Genomic DNA, 15,199 nt, shown 5'->3' with positions numbered 1-15,199 from the left:
TTAGCAGGGGTACAAACATGGCGAACCAACCTTTATTTCAACCCTATAATCTTGGGCCAATTTCGCTCACCAACCATATTGTGATGGCGCCGTTAACGCGTAATCGTGCCGGAGCGGGTCTGGTACCCAGTGAACTGGCGGCGACCTATTACGCGCAGCGTGCCACTGCGGGGCTGTTGATTACCGAAGCCACGCAGATCTCGGCGCAAGCTCAGGGCTACCAGGATACCCCGGGGATCTATACTCCAGCGCAGATTGACGGCTGGCGTAAAGTGACTGACGCAGTGCATGCAAAAGGTGGGCATATCTTTGTGCAGTTGTGGCATGTAGGACGCATATCCCACGTCGACTTGCAGCCTGGTGGCGCAGCGCCCGTTGCCCCTTCGGCCATCCGTGCCGAGACGAAAACCTTTGTGAACAACGGTTTTGCTGACGTCTCTGAGCCTCGTGCGCTAGAGCTGGACGAAATAAAGGACATTATCGAGGATTTCAGAAAGGCATCCGCTAACGCCATTGCCGCTGGATTTGATGGTGTTGAGATTCATGGCGCGAATGGCTATCTGCTGGAACAGTTCCTCAAAGATGGCGCCAATCAGCGTACCGACGAATACGGCGGTTCTATCGAGAATCGCGCACGGCTGCTGTTAGAGGTCGTGGCTGCCGTTAAAGATGAGATCGGGGCTGAGCGCACTGGCGTCCGCATTTCACCGGTGTCTCCCGCTAATGCGATTTCGATCAGTGATCCACAGCCGCAATATGACTATCTCGTTGAACAACTCGACGCATTAGGCATCGTCTACCTCCACGTTGTGGAAGGCGCTACGGGGGGCCCCCGTGACGTATCGCCGTTCGATTATGGCTCTCTGCGTCGGCGCTTTAAAAATACCTATATTGGCAACAACGGTTATGACCTGGCGTTAGCCTCCAGCCAGCTTGCTGAAGGTAAAGCGGACCTGTTCGCTTTCGGACGTCCGTTCATCGCCAACCCCGATCTGGTCGAAAGACTGAAAACGCAAGCGCCGCTGGCCACGCTGGTTCCCGAAACGCTTTATGGCGGCGGCGCAGAAGGGTACACCGATTACCCGCCGCTTTCCGCGAGCGGCAAGTAGCTCTGCGGGTGGCTCGCTTCTCTATACATCGCACATTGCGGATTCTATTGACTCATTAATAAAGGCAATCAACCCATGACCAAATCTTCAGTCCTCATTACAGGCGCTTCTACGGGTATTGGCGCGGTTTACGCCGAGCGGTTCGCGCGCCGGGGCCACGACCTTGTGCTGGTCGCTCGCGACAAGACAAAACTTGATCTCCTGGCAGAACGTCTGCGACAAGAAAATGCTGTTTCTGTCGATGTTCTGCCGGCGGATCTCACGCAATCGAGTGATTTGGCCACTGTCGAAGCTCGTCTTCGCGACGACTTGCGGATAGGCGTTCTTATTAATAACGCGGGGATCGCGCAGTCGGGCAGCTTCGTTGAGCAGACGCCTGATTCGGTTGAGCGACTCATTGCGCTTAACGTCACTGCCCTGACGCGCCTTGCCAGTGCGGTGACCCCCCGATTCGTACAAGCGGGTGAAGGATCGATCGTCAACATCAGCTCTATCGTTGGCCTGGCCCCTGAATTTGTAATGTCGGTTTATGGCGCAACCAAAGCCTTTGTCCTTTTCCTGTCTCAGGGAATGAGTTTGGAGCTGTCGCCCAAGGGCATTTACGTCCAGGCGGTACTTCCTGCCGGAACTTACACGGAAATTTGGGAGCGCGCAGGTATCGACATCAGCAACTCGTCCAAAATGATGGAAGTGGGCGAACTGGTTGATGCGGCTCTGGTTGGCTTTGATCGCCGTGAACTCGTCACCATTCCCCCCCTGCATAATGCGGCACGCTGGGACGCCCTGGATACCGCGCGGCAGGCTCTGCTTTCGGACATTAAACAAGCCGAAGCCGCAGAGCGATATAAAAACGTTTAATCGATGAGTGACGCTCTGCAGGACACGGATAACGATCTTTCGAACCCTCCTGCAGAGTGTTAAAGCCAAATATATTCCGTATCGCTTGTCATCGCACCACTGATGATAAACCCCAAACCGCTTATGAAGGTCTTATTTCAGCATGACAAATAAACGTGTAGCGCTCGTGACGGGTGCCTCATCAGGTATTGGCGAGGCATCGGCCAACAAACTGTTGGCCGCAGGATTTAGGGTCTACGGCACAAGCCGCCGTGGTTCCCTGGCGGGTAAACATCCCTTTCCTTTGTTGGCGCTTGACGTAACGGACGACGCTTCTGTTCAGGCCGCCATTGATGAATTGCTGAAGTTGGAGGGGCGGATCGATATCCTGGTGAATAATGCCGGCTTTGGCGTTGCTCCGGCGGCAGCGGAAGAGAGCTCCATCAAACAGGCCAAGGACATTTTCGACACGAATTTTCTCGGGGTAGTCCGGTTAACCCGGGCGGTAGTGCCGCACATGCGCCGTCAGGGCAGCGGTCGTATCATCAACATCGGTTCGATACTGGGCATCGTTCCGTTGCCGTACGTGGCACTTTATGCCGCCAGTAAGCATGCGATTGAAGGGTATTCGGGAGCGCTGGATCATGAACTGCGCACGCAGGGCATAAGAGTCTCCGTTATCGAACCTGCCTACACAAAAACGCAGTTTGAAGCCAATAATATAGAGCCGGATGCCAAGCTGGAAGAGTATGAAATTATTCGGGCCAAGCTGACGAAAGTGGTCAGCAAGGCGATGGCTGAAGCGGAAAGCCCGGAGGTAGTGGCGGATGTGGTCGTTAAAGCGGCTCAGACTTTACAGCCAAAGTTGCGTTACACGGCGGGAAAATTGGCAGGCAGATTGAATTTTTTGCTCAGATTTGCGCCGGCAAAACTCCTGGATAAGGTGGTACGCAACAATCTTCAGCTTGATACCAAAGAATAAAAACAATGAAATTTTCTCGATTGGCGATTCTGACGTCTACTTTGTTTTTTAACGGGCAGATCCTGTTTGCCGTATCTATCGAGGGTCTCCTGGGCGTGGCTTTTTTACGGTCCAATAGGGCGGCTAAATGAACGTTTTATCGACAAACACGATAGGGTAAACAACAAATGAACAATAAGACGATGAAAGCCTTCACTTTCAAACGCTATGGCAAGTCGCCTAACTTAGGTTTCGATGACGTGGATTTTCCTACACTCAACGCTAATGAAATCCTTGTAAAGGTTTACGCTGTGGGTCTGAACCCTATCGACAATATGATCCCAACGGGAATATTTAAGCCGGTGCTCAATTTTCAGTTACCTGCCACCCTTGGCAGCGACCTGTCTGGCGTAGTCACCGCGGTGGGAAGTCGCGTGACGGGTTTCAAGCCCGGCGATGCCATCTTCGCCAGCATTTTCGATATGGGCAGGGGATCGCTTGCCGAATTTGCCGTGGTGCCTGAGAACGCTGCTGCGATGAAACCCGCGAACCTGGATTTCGTGCAGGCGGCGTCTCTGCCGATGGTAAGCCTCACGTCCTGGCAAGCGCTGAAAGAGCGTGCCGGGCTTCGGCCTGGCCAGAAGGTTTTCATCCCCGCAGGATCGGGGGGGATTGGCACGTTTGCGATTCAACTGGCGAAGTACCTTGGCGCAACGGTAGGAACGACCACGAGTACGGGCAACGTCGAGTGGGTCAGTCGCCTTGGCGCCGACGAAGTGGTTGACTATAAAAAGCAGGAATTCGACAACGTGCTGAGTGGCTACGATATCGTACTCGGCACTATCAGAGGCGATGCGATTGAGAAATCCACCAAAATTCTTAAACCCGGGGGAACGATCGTTTCTCTCATCGGGCCGTTAGATGCCGCGTTTGCACGGGTTCGACGGTTAAACTTCTTTTTGACTTTTGTCTTTGGGTTGATGAGCCGCAAGATTATGCGTCTTTCGAAAAAGCGAGGTATCACCTATTCATTTCTGTTTGTCCGCCCTGAGGGCGAGCAACTCAGCCAAATCGGCAAACTGCTGGAAACTGAACAAATCAAACCCGTGATCGACAAGGTTTTCTCCTTTGTAGACACAGAGGATGCGCTTGCCTACCTTGACCAAGGGCATGCGAAGGGAAAAGTTGTCGTCAAGATGCAGGAGTAATCCTTTTCAGTTAGCAACCAGGGTGCCGGTCTGTGGTGGGGCATAAGCGTTAAGAACTTGGCAATGCCCTGGGCGATGTTCTTGCGTGCGGTACCCCATGCACCCAGACTGAGCGATTGGCGCCACAACAGCAAAAAGCCCGCTTAAGTTTCCTTAAGCGGGCTTCTCTAATTTGGCTCCTCTGACTGGACTCGAACCAGTGACATACGGATTAACAGTCCGCCGTTCTACCGACTGAACTACAGAGGAATCGTGTGAACGGGGCGCATCATATCCAGCCACCCAGAGTGTGTCAACGCTAAATTCGCCGATTCGGCGCGACTGCTCAGTATGCGAGCAATGTGCGGTCGCTTATGGCGTTTCTGCGCCGCTTTCGGCTTGCCAACGCTGCAGGCGCGCCAAGGTATCTTGCTTATAGAAACGGCAAAAATGCTGATACAACAGCGGAAAGCGCTGAGCCAGCAGTTCGGGCGCGCTGAAAAAGTACTCCGACAGCACGGCAAAGCACTCGGCCGGATCGGTGGCGGCGTAGGCGTCCATGCTGGCGGCCTCTTCGCCGACCATGTCGATCTCGTCTTGCAGGTTTTCCATTGCGGCATGCAGGTCATGCTCCCAGGCGGCAATATCGCGCAGCGGGATCGGCGGTATCCCGGTGGCGCTGCCGCCATTGCGCATATCCAGCTTGTGTACCGCCTCGTGGATCACCAGGTTAAAGCCGGAGAGATCGAAAGAGTCCTGCACGTCCTGCCAGTTGAGCACGATCGGCCCTTGTTCCCAGCTCTGGCCGGACTGCACCACCGGCCCGGAGTGGACCAGGCCGATGTCGTCCTGCCATTCATCCTCCACCACGAACGGTGAAGGGTAGAGCAGGATCTCATTGAAGCCGTCCAGGTATTCCGCCCCCAGTTCCAGCACCGGCAGGGCGAACAGCAGGGCGATGCGCGCCTGCATTTGCGACGTCAGCTCAAGCCCCTGCAGCGGCACGATGCGCTTTTGCTGCAAAATCTGCCCGGCAACGACGATCAGGCGTTGTTGTTCCTGCTCGTCCAGCGGAGAGAGCAGGGGGATCGCCAGCGCGTCCTGCCACTGAGCAAGCGTTTCCGCCTGCGGTTGATGCGTTTTCCACGGCCATTTAATCATCGCGTTGCTCGTAAAGTAGTCACTTGAACATTCGGCTGGAGGCTAACTCTGTAAAAATGCCGCAAAAAGGGGCATGATGACAAGCACTATCAGGAGAGATGCCGGAGCGGCTGAACGGACCAGTCTCGAAAACTGGAGTAGGGGCAACTCTACCGGGGGTTCAAATCCCCCTCTCTCCGCCACTTAATTATTTCAATTTTTTGATTTAAAAGTGATTATTATGATATTCACTTTTCCGGCATGTTATTCGATATGCCATCATGTTCAGGCTTGCTTGAGTTTGAATCAGCTTACCTCGGGACGACTCTCTCTCCTCTCGCATTATAACCCCGGCAGCACTATCGGGTAGTATTTTGCAATTAAGTTATTCATTTTGTGAACTAAACCCGAAGATTTGATCGTTCTGCAGCAGGTTTCCGCAGCGATAAGCCATGTGGCCGATATTTGCCAGAGTGCTACATTGCGGGTGAGGGCGCATAGCCAGGCAGCCCGCCCTTCCACGGCAGCGGCTATTGAGAGGTTTTGCCCGGCGTATGGCAATGCGAATGGAATCGGTCAAACGAGCGCCCGTTCAGCCCCTTTCAGTTATCGATGTCCTGCTCTGCATGTTGCCGTAACGCCACAGGGTTGGTGACGGTGATGGAACGGTAACCCGCCCCAATCCACCCTTCCTCCACGAAGCGTTGAATAATGTTGTTGACCTGTTTACGGGAGGTATTGGCAATAATGCTGATATTTTCCTGAGAAAGGGTAACCGGGGAGTTTGTCGCCCAGGACATGCGGTGCAGCACCGATGCCACTCTGGCGCTGACATCTTTTTTCTGCAAATCATTCACGACTCTGAGCAGTGAGTCTGACCCCAGAATAGAAATCACGCCGAAGGCACGCATGTCATTGGGGTTTTGCGCGGCCATCTGTTCCATTGCAACCAGGGGAACGTGCATCATCCAGGACCCACTCTGCGCAACAAGTTGAAACCTCCGCGGCTGTCCGGTCATAAAGCCGTCGTCACCCGTCCAGTCGCCTGGCACGGCAAGGTCAATCAGCCGCGGCGTTGAGTCGCGAGGGGCCGTCTTGATGATCACCATTCCTTTGATGAAACCGTAGATCCCCTCCGCAGGATCGCCCGGGCTGAAGATGACTTGCCCGGGGGCGCATTTCACCAACAAGGCATGCTGAAAAAGTCTGTGCCTGAAGGATTCGGGCATGTGAGACAACCAGCCTCGTTGACTCATTATGCTTTCTGCGTTTTTTCGCGACATCTGTACCATGATTTATCCCCAAGGTGCCCTGTATGAACTTATCTTGCTTCATGTTCGCTAGCGGTAAACGAGATTTCGGCTATTGTCCTGCTCGCTATAAATTATTCCGTTACCTTTTTTCCGAGTATTGCCGTAAAGCCGCAGGGTTGGTGACCGTGATGGCGCGATAACTCGTCTCCACCCAACCCTCTTCGACAAAACGTTGAATAACGCTGTTAACCTGTTTGCGGGAGGTATTGGTGATGAGACTGAGGTTTTCCTGAGAAACAGTAACCGGGGAATCTGTCGCCCAGGACATGCGGTGTAATGCGGAGGCGATCCTGGCGCTGACATCTTTTTTCTGTAGATCATGCACAATCCTGAGCAGTGAATCCGATGCCAGAATAGAGATCGTACCAAAAGCGCGAATATCATTGGGGTTTAACGCCACCATTTGTTCCATTGTCTTAAGAGGGACGTGCATGACCCAGGTATCGCTCTGCGTGACCAATTCAATCCGTCGCGGTTGGCCTGTCATAAAACTGTCTTCGCCCGTCCAGCCTCCGGGGCGAGCGATGTGAATCAACCTTGGGGCGGAATCAGGGGGCGCCGAATTGACAATCACTGTGCCTGTGACCAACCCGTAGATCCCACCGGCCGGCTCGCCTCTTCTAAAGATCACTTGTCCGGCTTCAAATTTCAAAAGCAATGCATTTTGCAGCAATCGGATCCTGAATGGCTCGGGCATATGAGACAACCAGCCTCTTTCACAGATCAAACGTTCTGCCACCTCACGCGACATATCCGGCATTTTTCTTCCCAATTGTCCTGTTTGACACAATGATCAATAGGCAAATTAGGTAGTAAACGCATATTGATCAAGAAAAAATGACACGGTATCGAATTAAACGGCGATGGAATCTCAAGCCGATTTCAACCCAACCGGCGGCAAAAAATCGCTGGGCGGGGCGCATGCCCCGGCTACTTGGCGACTTTGCGCGTTATGACCTCATTTTGCCTGGTTCGGGCAGCCTCTTTTTATCCTGAATGAAAATGCCCAGGCGATGGCAAGAAAGGCGCACTGGAACAGAAAAAAGGGGGCAAGCCATTGGTTATTGAGATAAACGTAATAGCCGTTGTGGAGCACGTCGAGGGTGATGAGGGCTAATGTGGCCGGCAGGCCAATCCTGGAATTGACGATCAGAAAATACGCCACCAGCGGATCCAAAAGTGTCAGGCTACCCCAAAAAAGGCGGCTGGCCAGGAAAGCCTGCTCACCATAGCCATAATCCCAGAGAAAACCAAACTTCACGCCGGCGATAATATGATTGAGGGTCGCGACGATGAGGCACAGGGCCAGAAAGTACCGCATTAAGGTGGGGGTTAGCATGGGTTTGATGCTCTCGATGTGTTAACCGCAGCGTTACCCGGCAAGACAACTCGCCTCAGGTTGAAGGTCAGATGCGGCGTATCCCGCAGAAGATTGGCCACTTTCATTGAACCTCCCAGGCTTTCGGCCATCATGATACGAAGCGATAAAATCCTCGGGATGTTGAGCGCCTTCCTGGTACGCAGGGGCGGTCGAGAAACGATGGCCGGGGTTAAGCCATGGGCGAGCTTAAGGTCGGGCACTGTGAAGTGGGCGTTCTGAAGAGCGGTCATTCGACATTCTCTGAGGTATAGAGAATAAAATCGACCTTGCCGTCTGCGTAGGAATGGGGCTGGATGCCCTGTTCGAGGTGCCGTAAAATCAGGTCGATCGCCAGTTGGGCATGCTGGCGGGTATTCTGGTCCAACGTTAACGCCAGCCCACCTTTTGCCAACTGTTCGCGCGTCGTGGCATAACGTTCATGCGTGATCCAGCAACATGCCCCGTAGCGACGATGACGCGCCAACGCTTCGCCGACTTGCGTGTTCCCCAAACCGGTATTGTAAATGCCGGCCAGGTTGCCGTTTTGGCTGAGCGACTTTTCCAGCAGGCGCGTGATGGTTGCGCGGTCTTCTTGCCCAGCCAAGGGTTCACGCAGTTGCAATTGTGGAAAGTGTTGCGCCAGCACCTCACGGAATCCCTGAATACGCAAGCGGTGGGCACTGTAATCGGTGCGCCCGCTGAGCACCAAGATCTCTCCAGTCTGTTGCACCATACGGCCCATCATCATCCCGGCGGTGCGCCCCGCCTGTAACTGGTTTATCCCGACATGGCACAATCGGGCGGCACCCGGAAGGTCGGTCGCTAAGGTAATCACGGGAATATTTCTTTCCCGGCATTGTTCCAGTGCATCGTATATCGCCGGATGTTCATTGCCGAAGACGATCAGCGCATGCCTTTTTTTACTGCCGTTGACGATGAGTTGCGCCAGTTTTTCCGGCCGGGACTCCGGGACAAAGGTTCGATGCAGCGTCAGGCGGCGATAGCCCAGTACATCGGCAACGTGCGCAAAATCCTGCGCCAGTTGCTGAAAAAAGAAGGCGTCGTTGGCGCTGAGGAAAACTTCGATTTGCCACGGGAAACGATGCTCCTCCGGCAGAATCCGCTTCAACCCGGCCTCACGCGCAGCCTGAAGCACTTTACGCGTGGTCGCCGGAGATACGCCCCCTCGCTCGTTTAATACACGATCCACAGTGGCGACGCCCACGCCAATCTGCTTAGCCAGCGTTTCAAGCGAGATACTCTTCATCGTCTCTCTCTGAATGATGGATGTCCATCAAAATGGATGTTTAGTCAGTGTAGTTATCACAGGTATTTTGACAACGTCTAATCGCATTTTCTGGAGAGAAAAGAATGGCTAAACAACGTTTTGCTTTACTTGGTAGCGGATTTATCGGACAGGTTCATGCGGCCAGCATTGTACGGCACCCAGGAACGGAATTGGCGATGGTGGCGGATGTCGATCACAGCCGCGCCGAGGCGTTGGCAAGCCAGTACGGCGCTCGCGCGGTGGCGGTTGCGCACGCGATTAACAGCGATGCCATCGATGCCGTTTTGATCGCCAGCGCTACGCCGTCGCACGCGGAATTGTTGGAAGCCGCTGCCCGCGCCGGCAAAGCGGTTTACTGCGAAAAACCCATCGACCTGTCTTTGTCCCGTGCCCGTGAGGTTGTGGAAAAAGTCTTGCCGTTAAACGTCCCTATAACGGTGGGGTTCAACCGGCGTTTCGATCACAGCCATCAACAGTTGCGACGCCAGGTGGAGCAAGGCGTCATCGGTAACCTTGAGCTGATACAGATGGTGTGCCGAGCCTCTGAAATGCCGCCGGTCAGTTATCTGCGCAGCTCCGGCGGGCAGATGCGTGATCAGGCGATCCACTTCTTTGACCTGCTGCGTTTTCTCACCGCAGAGGAAGTTCACACTGTCGCTGCGATGGGCGCTGCGCTGGCACTGCCGGAAATCGCCGAGTTTGGGGATGTCGATACCTCTGTCCTGATGATGAGGATGAAGTCGGGAGCCTTGGCGCAACTGGATAACACTCGGCGTACCGGCCACGGCTATGACGAGCGAATCAATCTGATGGGGCCGGAAGGCGCGCTGGAGTCAGGCAGTCAGTCGCCACAGGGCGCTACACTCTGGCGCGGTAACCAGCGCATTCAACCGGGGCTGTGGGGAGATTGGTTCAGCAGGGTGCAAGATACCTATTACAGGCATCTGGATGCCTTTGTTCGCCATCTGGCTGGTGAGTCCGTGCCCGATCTGCCGGGGTTGCTGGATGGCCTGCAAGCGCAAGCCATCGCCGAAGCGGCCGTTACTTCATTGCGAACCGGGCAGTTTGTCGCTGTGGAGCAATTGGCCTAATCCTTAGGGTAGCCCCATTGGTGGGGCTACCGGCTCAACGTTCCTCGTTGAAAACCACGCCCATCTGACGTCTCACTTCATCCATGGCTTTTAACGTTGTCAGCACCTGGCTTAGCGGCCGAATCGTCGAGTCATTTACCCCCTGACCGACGCACCAGGCAAAATGTTCCGCTTGATGGAACAGCTGTGTGTAGCGGTTGCGCGGCTCTTCCCAATGCAGCGTTTTTCCGCCCTGGCTGGCGGTCAACGAGAAGTGACCCGGCGCATAGAATTGCCCATCAAGGGTGAGGGTTGCATCTCGTCCCGCCACGACGGCGCCGCCCGGCGTGTTACTGAATAGCGTGGTATTCAGTACGCTGTGCAGCCCGCGGTCATGGGTGAACAGCATTGAGGCTTGGCCATTGATCCCGCCCGGGGCCGGCTCACCCCGCGCAATAATCTCTTGGGGAGCACCGCCTATCAGGACGCTGAATGAGACCAGATAGCTGCCTAGGTCCATCATTGGGCCACCGGCCAAATCCGCGTTAAAAATACGGTGGTCGGGGGTGAAAAACTCGCCATGGTCGGCCAGTAACGTGTGCACATCGCCCAATACGCCGTCTTCCAGCAATTGACGGATGACATCATATTTGGGTAGGTAATCGCACCACATCGCCTCCATCGCCAGTTTGCCGTGCAACTGTGCCAGCTCTTGCAGCGCAGCCCCTTCGCGGGCGTTAAGCGCGAAGGGCTTTTCGATCAGGACATGTTTGCCCGCTCTCAGCACCCGACAGCCATCCGGGAAATGATGGTTATGCGGCGTAGCGACGTAGACAGCATCGATATCATCGCGAGCGAGCAGGTCATTCGCATCGCCATATGCCAAAGGAATGCCCCAGGTTGCAGCGAAGCGATCTGCTTTTTCCTGGGAGCGGGAAGCGACGGCCAGTATCCGTTGCCGGCTCTGTTCTTTCAGCGATTTCACGAAACGTTCGGCGATCCAACCGGGGCCAATAATGCCCCATCGTAGTGACGGAATAGAGGCTGCAGGTTGGCTGCGAGGTGTGGGCAAGACAGAGGGAAACATAGCGGCTCCTTACTCTTTTATCACGTCAATCCAGGAATGATTAGCCATTGAGGTCTCAATGGCGGACAGAATGCGTTGGTTCTCCAGACCGAAAGCGAAGTTGGGATAACAATCGCCGTCGCTGCAAATCCCCTGAACCAAATCATGGACTTCGATAACTTTCACATCGAAATAACCCAGGCCGCCGCCGCCAAAGTCGAAACCAAAGAAACCGGAGTAGGAGGGGATTTGGCTACCGGCATACAACGTCTTGAAACCACGATCGTGTTTGTGATCGTTAAAACGGTAAACCTGCAGTTCATTGAAGCGCTCACCGTCCATGTAAAGGGTCCCTTCAGTGCCTGAGACTTCCCAATAGACGCCAAAAATGCGCCCGGCAGCAATGCGCGAGGCTTCAATCACGCCGGAGGCGCCGCTGTCAAAATTCACCAGACACTGTATCTGATCGTCATTTTCCACTTCGCGCCATTCTGCGCTGCCGTCGACTTTACTGGCATAGCCGGCATCAGCCTGCGGCACCGGTCGTTTAGTCATGAAGGTTTGTGCATTGGCGGTCACCTGACGGACACCGCCCATCAGGAATTGCGCTACGGAGAGAGTGTGCGCGCCCAGATCGCCCAGAGCGCCGCTGCCACCCAGCGTTTTCGAGCAACGCCAGGACCAGGGCAGGAGGGGATCGTTGTAAAATCCCTGGTCAAAGGTGCCACGGAAACGAACGGGGGTGCCTATGTCACCGCGTTCAATAATCTGTTTGGCCAACAGCGCGGCGGGCGTTTTTATGTTGTTAAAGGCCACCATGGTTTTCACTCCGGCTTGCGTTGCCGCAGTGGTCATTTCACGCGCTTGTTGCTCACTGACTGCCAGGGGTTTTTCACAGTAAACATGCTTACCCGCCGCAATCGCCGCCATTGCCATTTCATAATGCAGATGGTTGGGGGAGGTGATATCGACGATGTCCACTTGCGGATCGTTCACCAACTCACGCCAATCGCCATAGGCTTTCTCTGCGCCAAATTTGGCGGCATTGGTCTCTGCCATCGTCTGGTTTTGATCGGCCAACGCATAGAGATACGGACGTTTTGGCAGATTGTGATAGAACATCGCTGCGCGGCGATACGCGTCGGCATGCGCCTGCCCCATGAAACCAGAGCCAATCAGACCAATGTTTAACCGGTTGTTCATCGCGCGTCTCCCTTGAGGGGGGTATTGACAGGAAAATGTTCGCTCACCCATTTGAATGCCCGGCTGGCCGTCGCCAGCGGCGGTGCGGTCGCGGGATCTTGTTCGGCCTCTACAATTAACCAGCCTCGATAGCCGCTTGATTCGACGAAACGGATCAAGGGGGCATAGTCGATGCCGCCATCCCCCGGCACGGTAAACAATCCGGCGCGTACGGCATCGTTGAAGCTGAGATCTTCGCCGTAGAGCCGCTGAAGCACGTGCGGGCGCACATCTTTCAGATGAATATGGCAGATACGATGGCCGTATTTTTCCAATACCGATGCCATGTCAACGCCCGCAGCAAAGGCATGGCCTGAATCCAATACCAACCCCACGTTATCTTGTGTCTGAGCAAGAAATGCCTGCACTTCATCGTCATGTTCTACCAGCATCATCAGATGATGGTGGTAGGCCAGTTTCAGGCCGAAATCGCGCAGTAATACGTCGGCGAAAGCATTCAGTTTGTTGCAATAGGCCGTCAGGTCGATGCGGCTGAGCGCGGGGGACAAAGAGATGGGGTCATCGAGAGGCGCGTCATGCGGCAGTTGGCCACATTCACCGTAGACCATGACGTTGGCGCCCAATTGTTGCAAAAGTTGTGCATGTGGGCGCACGGCTTCGAGCTCATCATCCAGGCTGCGATCGGCCAGAAAACCGCTATGCCAGCCGGAGGCGAGTTGCAGCCCTGCTGCGCCAAGCAGGGGGGATAATTCATGCGCGTTGCGCGGAAATTTGCGGCCCAGCTCTATACCCTGATAGCCCGCCTGCGCTGCTTGCTGCAGGCATGTCGTCAGAGGAATATCGCCACCGAGATCTTCTAATACATCATTAGTCCAGCACAGCGGGCTAACGCCCAGTTTCAGGTGGGAAAACGCCATTGCTGCTCTCCTTGTCGTCGTGATGGCGTCACTATAATCAGCCACCTGAAGAGAGGGGTATGGGATTGATGATGGAATTCCATCAGCCTTGATATCGGCAATTTTTACGAAAAAACGGTTAACGGGGTACGGCGGTGACGTGGCGTTCAATCAGCGATAAAACCCCTCCCATCCGCCGCGTATTTTTCAGAACCTCTCTTACAAAAAATTCTTTGCAGGATAACGATCTGTCATTCATCCTTTGAAATGTTGTTTCACTTTTATCCGAGTTCATCTTGAATTTACTTGCCGCCCTGCGTCAGCGCGTGGAAAAAACGCCCTGGTATGCCAAACGAAAAAGCTACCGTGTGCTGTTCTGGCGTGAGATCACGCCGCTGGCGGTGCCGATCTTTATGGAGAACGCCTGCGTCTTGCTGATGGGGGTGCTAAGCACCTTCCTGGTGAGCTGGATCGGTAAGGAAGCGATGGCCGGCGTGGGGCTGGCGGACAGCTTCAATATGGTGATTATCGCTTTCTTCGCCGCAGTGGATCTGGGCACCACGGTGGTGGTGGCCTTCAGCCTCGGCAAGCGGGATCGCAAAAGAGCGCGGTCGGCGGCGCGCCAGTCGTTGGTGTTGATGACTCTGGTCGCCCTGGTGTTGGCGGTGGGCATCCATCTGGCGGGCGAGCAGATTATTGACGTGATCGCCGGCGCCGCCACCCCGGAGGTCAAGGCGTTGGCGCTTTCTTATCTGCAAACTACGGTGTGGAGCTACCCGGCCGCCGCCATTGCGCTGATCGGCAGCGGCGCGCTGCGCGGGGCGGGCAATACCAAGATCCCGCTGCTGATCAACGGCGGCATGAATATCCTGAACATCATCATCAGCAGCATTCTGATTTACGGCATGCTGGGCTGGCATGGGCTGGGCTTTGTCGGCGCCGGGCTGGGGCTGACCATTTCCCGCTATATCGGTGCCATCGCCATTATTTACGTGCTGATGATTGGGTTTAACCCGGCGCTGCACATCACGCTGAAAAGCTACTTTACGCCGTTAAAACTGAACATCCTTTGGGAAGTGCTGGGGATCGGCATCCCCGCCAGCATCGAATCGGTGTTGTTCAACGGCGGCAAATTGCTGACCCAGATGTTTGTCGCCGGCATGGGGACCAACGTCATTGCCGGTAATTTCATCGCCTTTTCCATCGCCTCGTTAATTAACCTGCCGGGCAACGCCCTGGGATCGGCGTCGACCATTATCGTGGGAAAACGCTTGGGGAAAGGGCAGATAGCCCAGGCGGAGCGGCAACTGCGCCACATTTTCTGGCTGGCGACGATTGGGCTGACGGCTATCGCCTGGGGAACGGCGCCGCTGGCCGGGGTGTTCGCTTCGTTTTATAGCCGGCAGGACGATGTTAAAGAGGTGGTGAAAGTGCTTATCTGGCTCAACGCCGCCTTTATGCCAATCTGGGCCGCCTCCTGGGTGCTGCCCGCCGGGTTGAAAGGTGCGCGCGACGCCCGCTTTGCCATGTGGGTGTCGATGTTGGGCATGTGGGGCTGCCGCGTGGTGGCGGGTTACACGCTGGGCATTGTGTTGGGCATGGGCGTGGTCGGCGTTTGGCTCGGCATGTTTATGGATTGGGCGGTGCGTGGTGCGCTCTTCTACTGGCGCATGGTCAGCGGGCGTTGGTTGTGGAAATACCCGCGTATAAAACAAGAAGAGGTTGCGGAGCAGGCAATCCCCCGCGCCAGACGAACGGGGGGCTGAACG

Annotated in this window: 14 protein-coding genes and 2 tRNA genes; 7 read left to right on the top strand and 9 right to left on the bottom strand. The window is 55.1% G+C overall.

Annotation, left to right across the window (positions count from 1 at the left end):
* Positions 1–17 precede the first annotated feature (17 nt).
* From ACUTQW_RS08795 to ACUTQW_RS08780, 4 genes are all read left to right on the top strand, one after another.
* Complete coding sequence (locus ACUTQW_RS08795) at positions 18–1,109, top strand: alkene reductase (RefSeq protein WP_004946443.1); 1,092 nt, start codon at positions 18–20, stop codon at positions 1,107–1,109.
* Between the two features lie 75 nt (positions 1,110–1,184).
* Positions 1,185–1,967 (top strand): SDR family NAD(P)-dependent oxidoreductase, encoded by a 783-nt coding sequence (locus tag ACUTQW_RS08790; RefSeq protein WP_020439309.1) that lies wholly within the window; start codon positions 1,185–1,187, stop codon positions 1,965–1,967.
* Between the two features lie 142 nt (positions 1,968–2,109).
* Positions 2,110–2,928, top strand: a complete 819-nt coding sequence (locus ACUTQW_RS08785; protein WP_006326326.1) for an oxidoreductase — start codon at positions 2,110–2,112, stop codon at positions 2,926–2,928.
* Between the two features lie 167 nt (positions 2,929–3,095).
* Positions 3,096–4,115: an NADP-dependent oxidoreductase gene (locus tag ACUTQW_RS08780; protein WP_020439308.1), complete on the top strand. Its 1,020-nt coding sequence runs from the start codon at positions 3,096–3,098 to the stop codon at positions 4,113–4,115.
* A gap of 173 nt (positions 4,116–4,288) precedes the next feature.
* On the opposite strand, the gene ACUTQW_RS08775 is transcribed toward ACUTQW_RS08780, so the two are convergent.
* Both ACUTQW_RS08775 and mtfA read right to left on the bottom strand, forming a co-directional pair.
* Positions 4,289–4,364, bottom strand: a tRNA-Asn gene (locus ACUTQW_RS08775).
* Between the two features lie 102 nt (positions 4,365–4,466).
* Positions 4,467–5,255 (bottom strand): DgsA anti-repressor MtfA, encoded by a 789-nt coding sequence (mtfA, locus tag ACUTQW_RS08770; protein WP_006326322.1) that lies wholly within the window; start codon positions 5,253–5,255, stop codon positions 4,467–4,469.
* A 92-nt stretch (positions 5,256–5,347) separates the two neighbouring features.
* Between mtfA and ACUTQW_RS08765 the strand changes: the two genes are divergently transcribed.
* Positions 5,348–5,437 (top strand) — tRNA-Ser (locus ACUTQW_RS08765).
* Positions 5,438–5,836: 399 nt separating this feature from the next.
* Here the strand turns inward: ACUTQW_RS08765 and ACUTQW_RS08760 are convergent.
* The 4 genes from ACUTQW_RS08760 to ACUTQW_RS08745 form a co-directional block, all read right to left on the bottom strand.
* Complete coding sequence (locus ACUTQW_RS08760) at positions 5,837–6,463, bottom strand: Crp/Fnr family transcriptional regulator (protein WP_020439307.1); 627 nt, start codon at positions 6,461–6,463, stop codon at positions 5,837–5,839.
* 163 nt (positions 6,464–6,626) lie between these two features.
* Complete coding sequence (locus tag ACUTQW_RS08755; RefSeq protein ID WP_020439306.1) at positions 6,627–7,307, bottom strand: Crp/Fnr family transcriptional regulator; 681 nt, start codon at positions 7,305–7,307, stop codon at positions 6,627–6,629.
* A 198-nt stretch (positions 7,308–7,505) separates the two neighbouring features.
* Positions 7,506–7,886, bottom strand: coding sequence for a hypothetical protein (locus ACUTQW_RS08750; RefSeq protein ID WP_020439305.1), 381 nt, complete (start codon positions 7,884–7,886; stop codon positions 7,506–7,508).
* Positions 7,887–8,154: 268 nt separating this feature from the next.
* A complete protein-coding gene (locus ACUTQW_RS08745) occupies positions 8,155–9,174 on the bottom strand; it encodes a LacI family DNA-binding transcriptional regulator (RefSeq protein ID WP_004946422.1) in 1,020 nt (339 codons plus the stop codon).
* A 104-nt stretch (positions 9,175–9,278) separates the two neighbouring features.
* On the opposite strand from ACUTQW_RS08745, the gene ACUTQW_RS08740 reads away from it, so the two are divergent.
* Positions 9,279–10,286 (top strand): Gfo/Idh/MocA family oxidoreductase, encoded by a 1,008-nt coding sequence (locus ACUTQW_RS08740; protein ID WP_006326314.1) that lies wholly within the window; start codon positions 9,279–9,281, stop codon positions 10,284–10,286.
* A 34-nt stretch (positions 10,287–10,320) separates the two neighbouring features.
* Here ACUTQW_RS08740 and ACUTQW_RS08735 read toward each other — a convergent pair whose 3' ends face one another.
* The 3 genes from ACUTQW_RS08735 to iolE are packed head-to-tail and all read right to left on the bottom strand — an operon-like array spanning position 10,321 to position 13,451.
* Positions 10,321–11,352: a Gfo/Idh/MocA family protein gene (locus ACUTQW_RS08735; RefSeq protein WP_006326313.1), complete on the bottom strand. Its 1,032-nt coding sequence runs from the start codon at positions 11,350–11,352 to the stop codon at positions 10,321–10,323.
* Positions 11,353–11,361: 9 nt separating this feature from the next.
* On the bottom strand, positions 11,362–12,534 hold the full coding sequence (locus ACUTQW_RS08730; RefSeq protein ID WP_006326312.1) for a Gfo/Idh/MocA family protein: 1,173 nt from the start codon (positions 12,532–12,534) through the stop codon (positions 11,362–11,364).
* Positions 12,531–13,451 carry a myo-inosose-2 dehydratase gene (iolE, locus tag ACUTQW_RS08725; RefSeq protein WP_064799876.1) on the bottom strand — a complete coding sequence of 307 codons (921 nt, stop codon included), beginning with the start codon at positions 13,449–13,451 and terminating at the stop codon, positions 12,531–12,533. Before iolE ends, ACUTQW_RS08730 begins: the two co-directional genes overlap by 4 nt.
* 275 nt (positions 13,452–13,726) lie before the next feature.
* Between iolE and ACUTQW_RS08720 the strand changes: the two genes are divergently transcribed.
* Complete coding sequence (locus ACUTQW_RS08720; RefSeq protein WP_062792451.1) at positions 13,727–15,196, top strand: EmmdR/YeeO family multidrug/toxin efflux MATE transporter; 1,470 nt, start codon at positions 13,727–13,729, stop codon at positions 15,194–15,196.
* Positions 15,197–15,199: the final 3 nt, after the last annotated feature.

Source organism: Serratia sp. TSA_7 (genome assembly GCF_052692135.1).
Note: the sequence above shows the minus strand (reverse complement) of the source record. Positions and strands in the feature narration are given on the sequence as shown.

Excerpts from the sequence above, each read along its gene's own strand:
- ACUTQW_RS08745 (WP_004946422.1), bottom strand. The coding sequence starts at position 9,174 with ATGAAGAGTATCTCGCTTGAAACGCTGGCTAAGCAGATTGGCGTGGGC.
- ACUTQW_RS08795 (WP_004946443.1), top strand. The coding sequence starts at position 18 with ATGGCGAACCAACCTTTATTTCAACCCTATAATCTTGGGCCAATTTCG.
- ACUTQW_RS08785 (WP_006326326.1), top strand. The coding sequence starts at position 2,110 with ATGACAAATAAACGTGTAGCGCTCGTGACGGGTGCCTCATCAGGTATT.
- ACUTQW_RS08790 (WP_020439309.1), top strand. The coding sequence starts at position 1,185 with ATGACCAAATCTTCAGTCCTCATTACAGGCGCTTCTACGGGTATTGGC.
- ACUTQW_RS08760 (WP_020439307.1), bottom strand. The coding sequence starts at position 6,463 with ATGCCCGAATCCTTCAGGCACAGACTTTTTCAGCATGCCTTGTTGGTG.
- ACUTQW_RS08755 (WP_020439306.1), bottom strand. The coding sequence starts at position 7,307 with ATGCCGGATATGTCGCGTGAGGTGGCAGAACGTTTGATCTGTGAAAGA.
- ACUTQW_RS08740 (WP_006326314.1), top strand. The coding sequence starts at position 9,279 with ATGGCTAAACAACGTTTTGCTTTACTTGGTAGCGGATTTATCGGACAG.
- ACUTQW_RS08730 (WP_006326312.1), bottom strand. The coding sequence starts at position 12,534 with ATGAACAACCGGTTAAACATTGGTCTGATTGGCTCTGGTTTCATGGGG.
- ACUTQW_RS08750 (WP_020439305.1), bottom strand. The coding sequence starts at position 7,886 with ATGCTAACCCCCACCTTAATGCGGTACTTTCTGGCCCTGTGCCTCATC.
- ACUTQW_RS08780 (WP_020439308.1), top strand. The coding sequence starts at position 3,096 with ATGAACAATAAGACGATGAAAGCCTTCACTTTCAAACGCTATGGCAAG.
- iolE (WP_064799876.1), bottom strand. The coding sequence starts at position 13,451 with ATGGCGTTTTCCCACCTGAAACTGGGCGTTAGCCCGCTGTGCTGGACT.
- ACUTQW_RS08735 (WP_006326313.1), bottom strand. The coding sequence starts at position 11,352 with ATGTTTCCCTCTGTCTTGCCCACACCTCGCAGCCAACCTGCAGCCTCT.
- mtfA (WP_006326322.1), bottom strand. The coding sequence starts at position 5,255 with ATGATTAAATGGCCGTGGAAAACGCATCAACCGCAGGCGGAAACGCTT.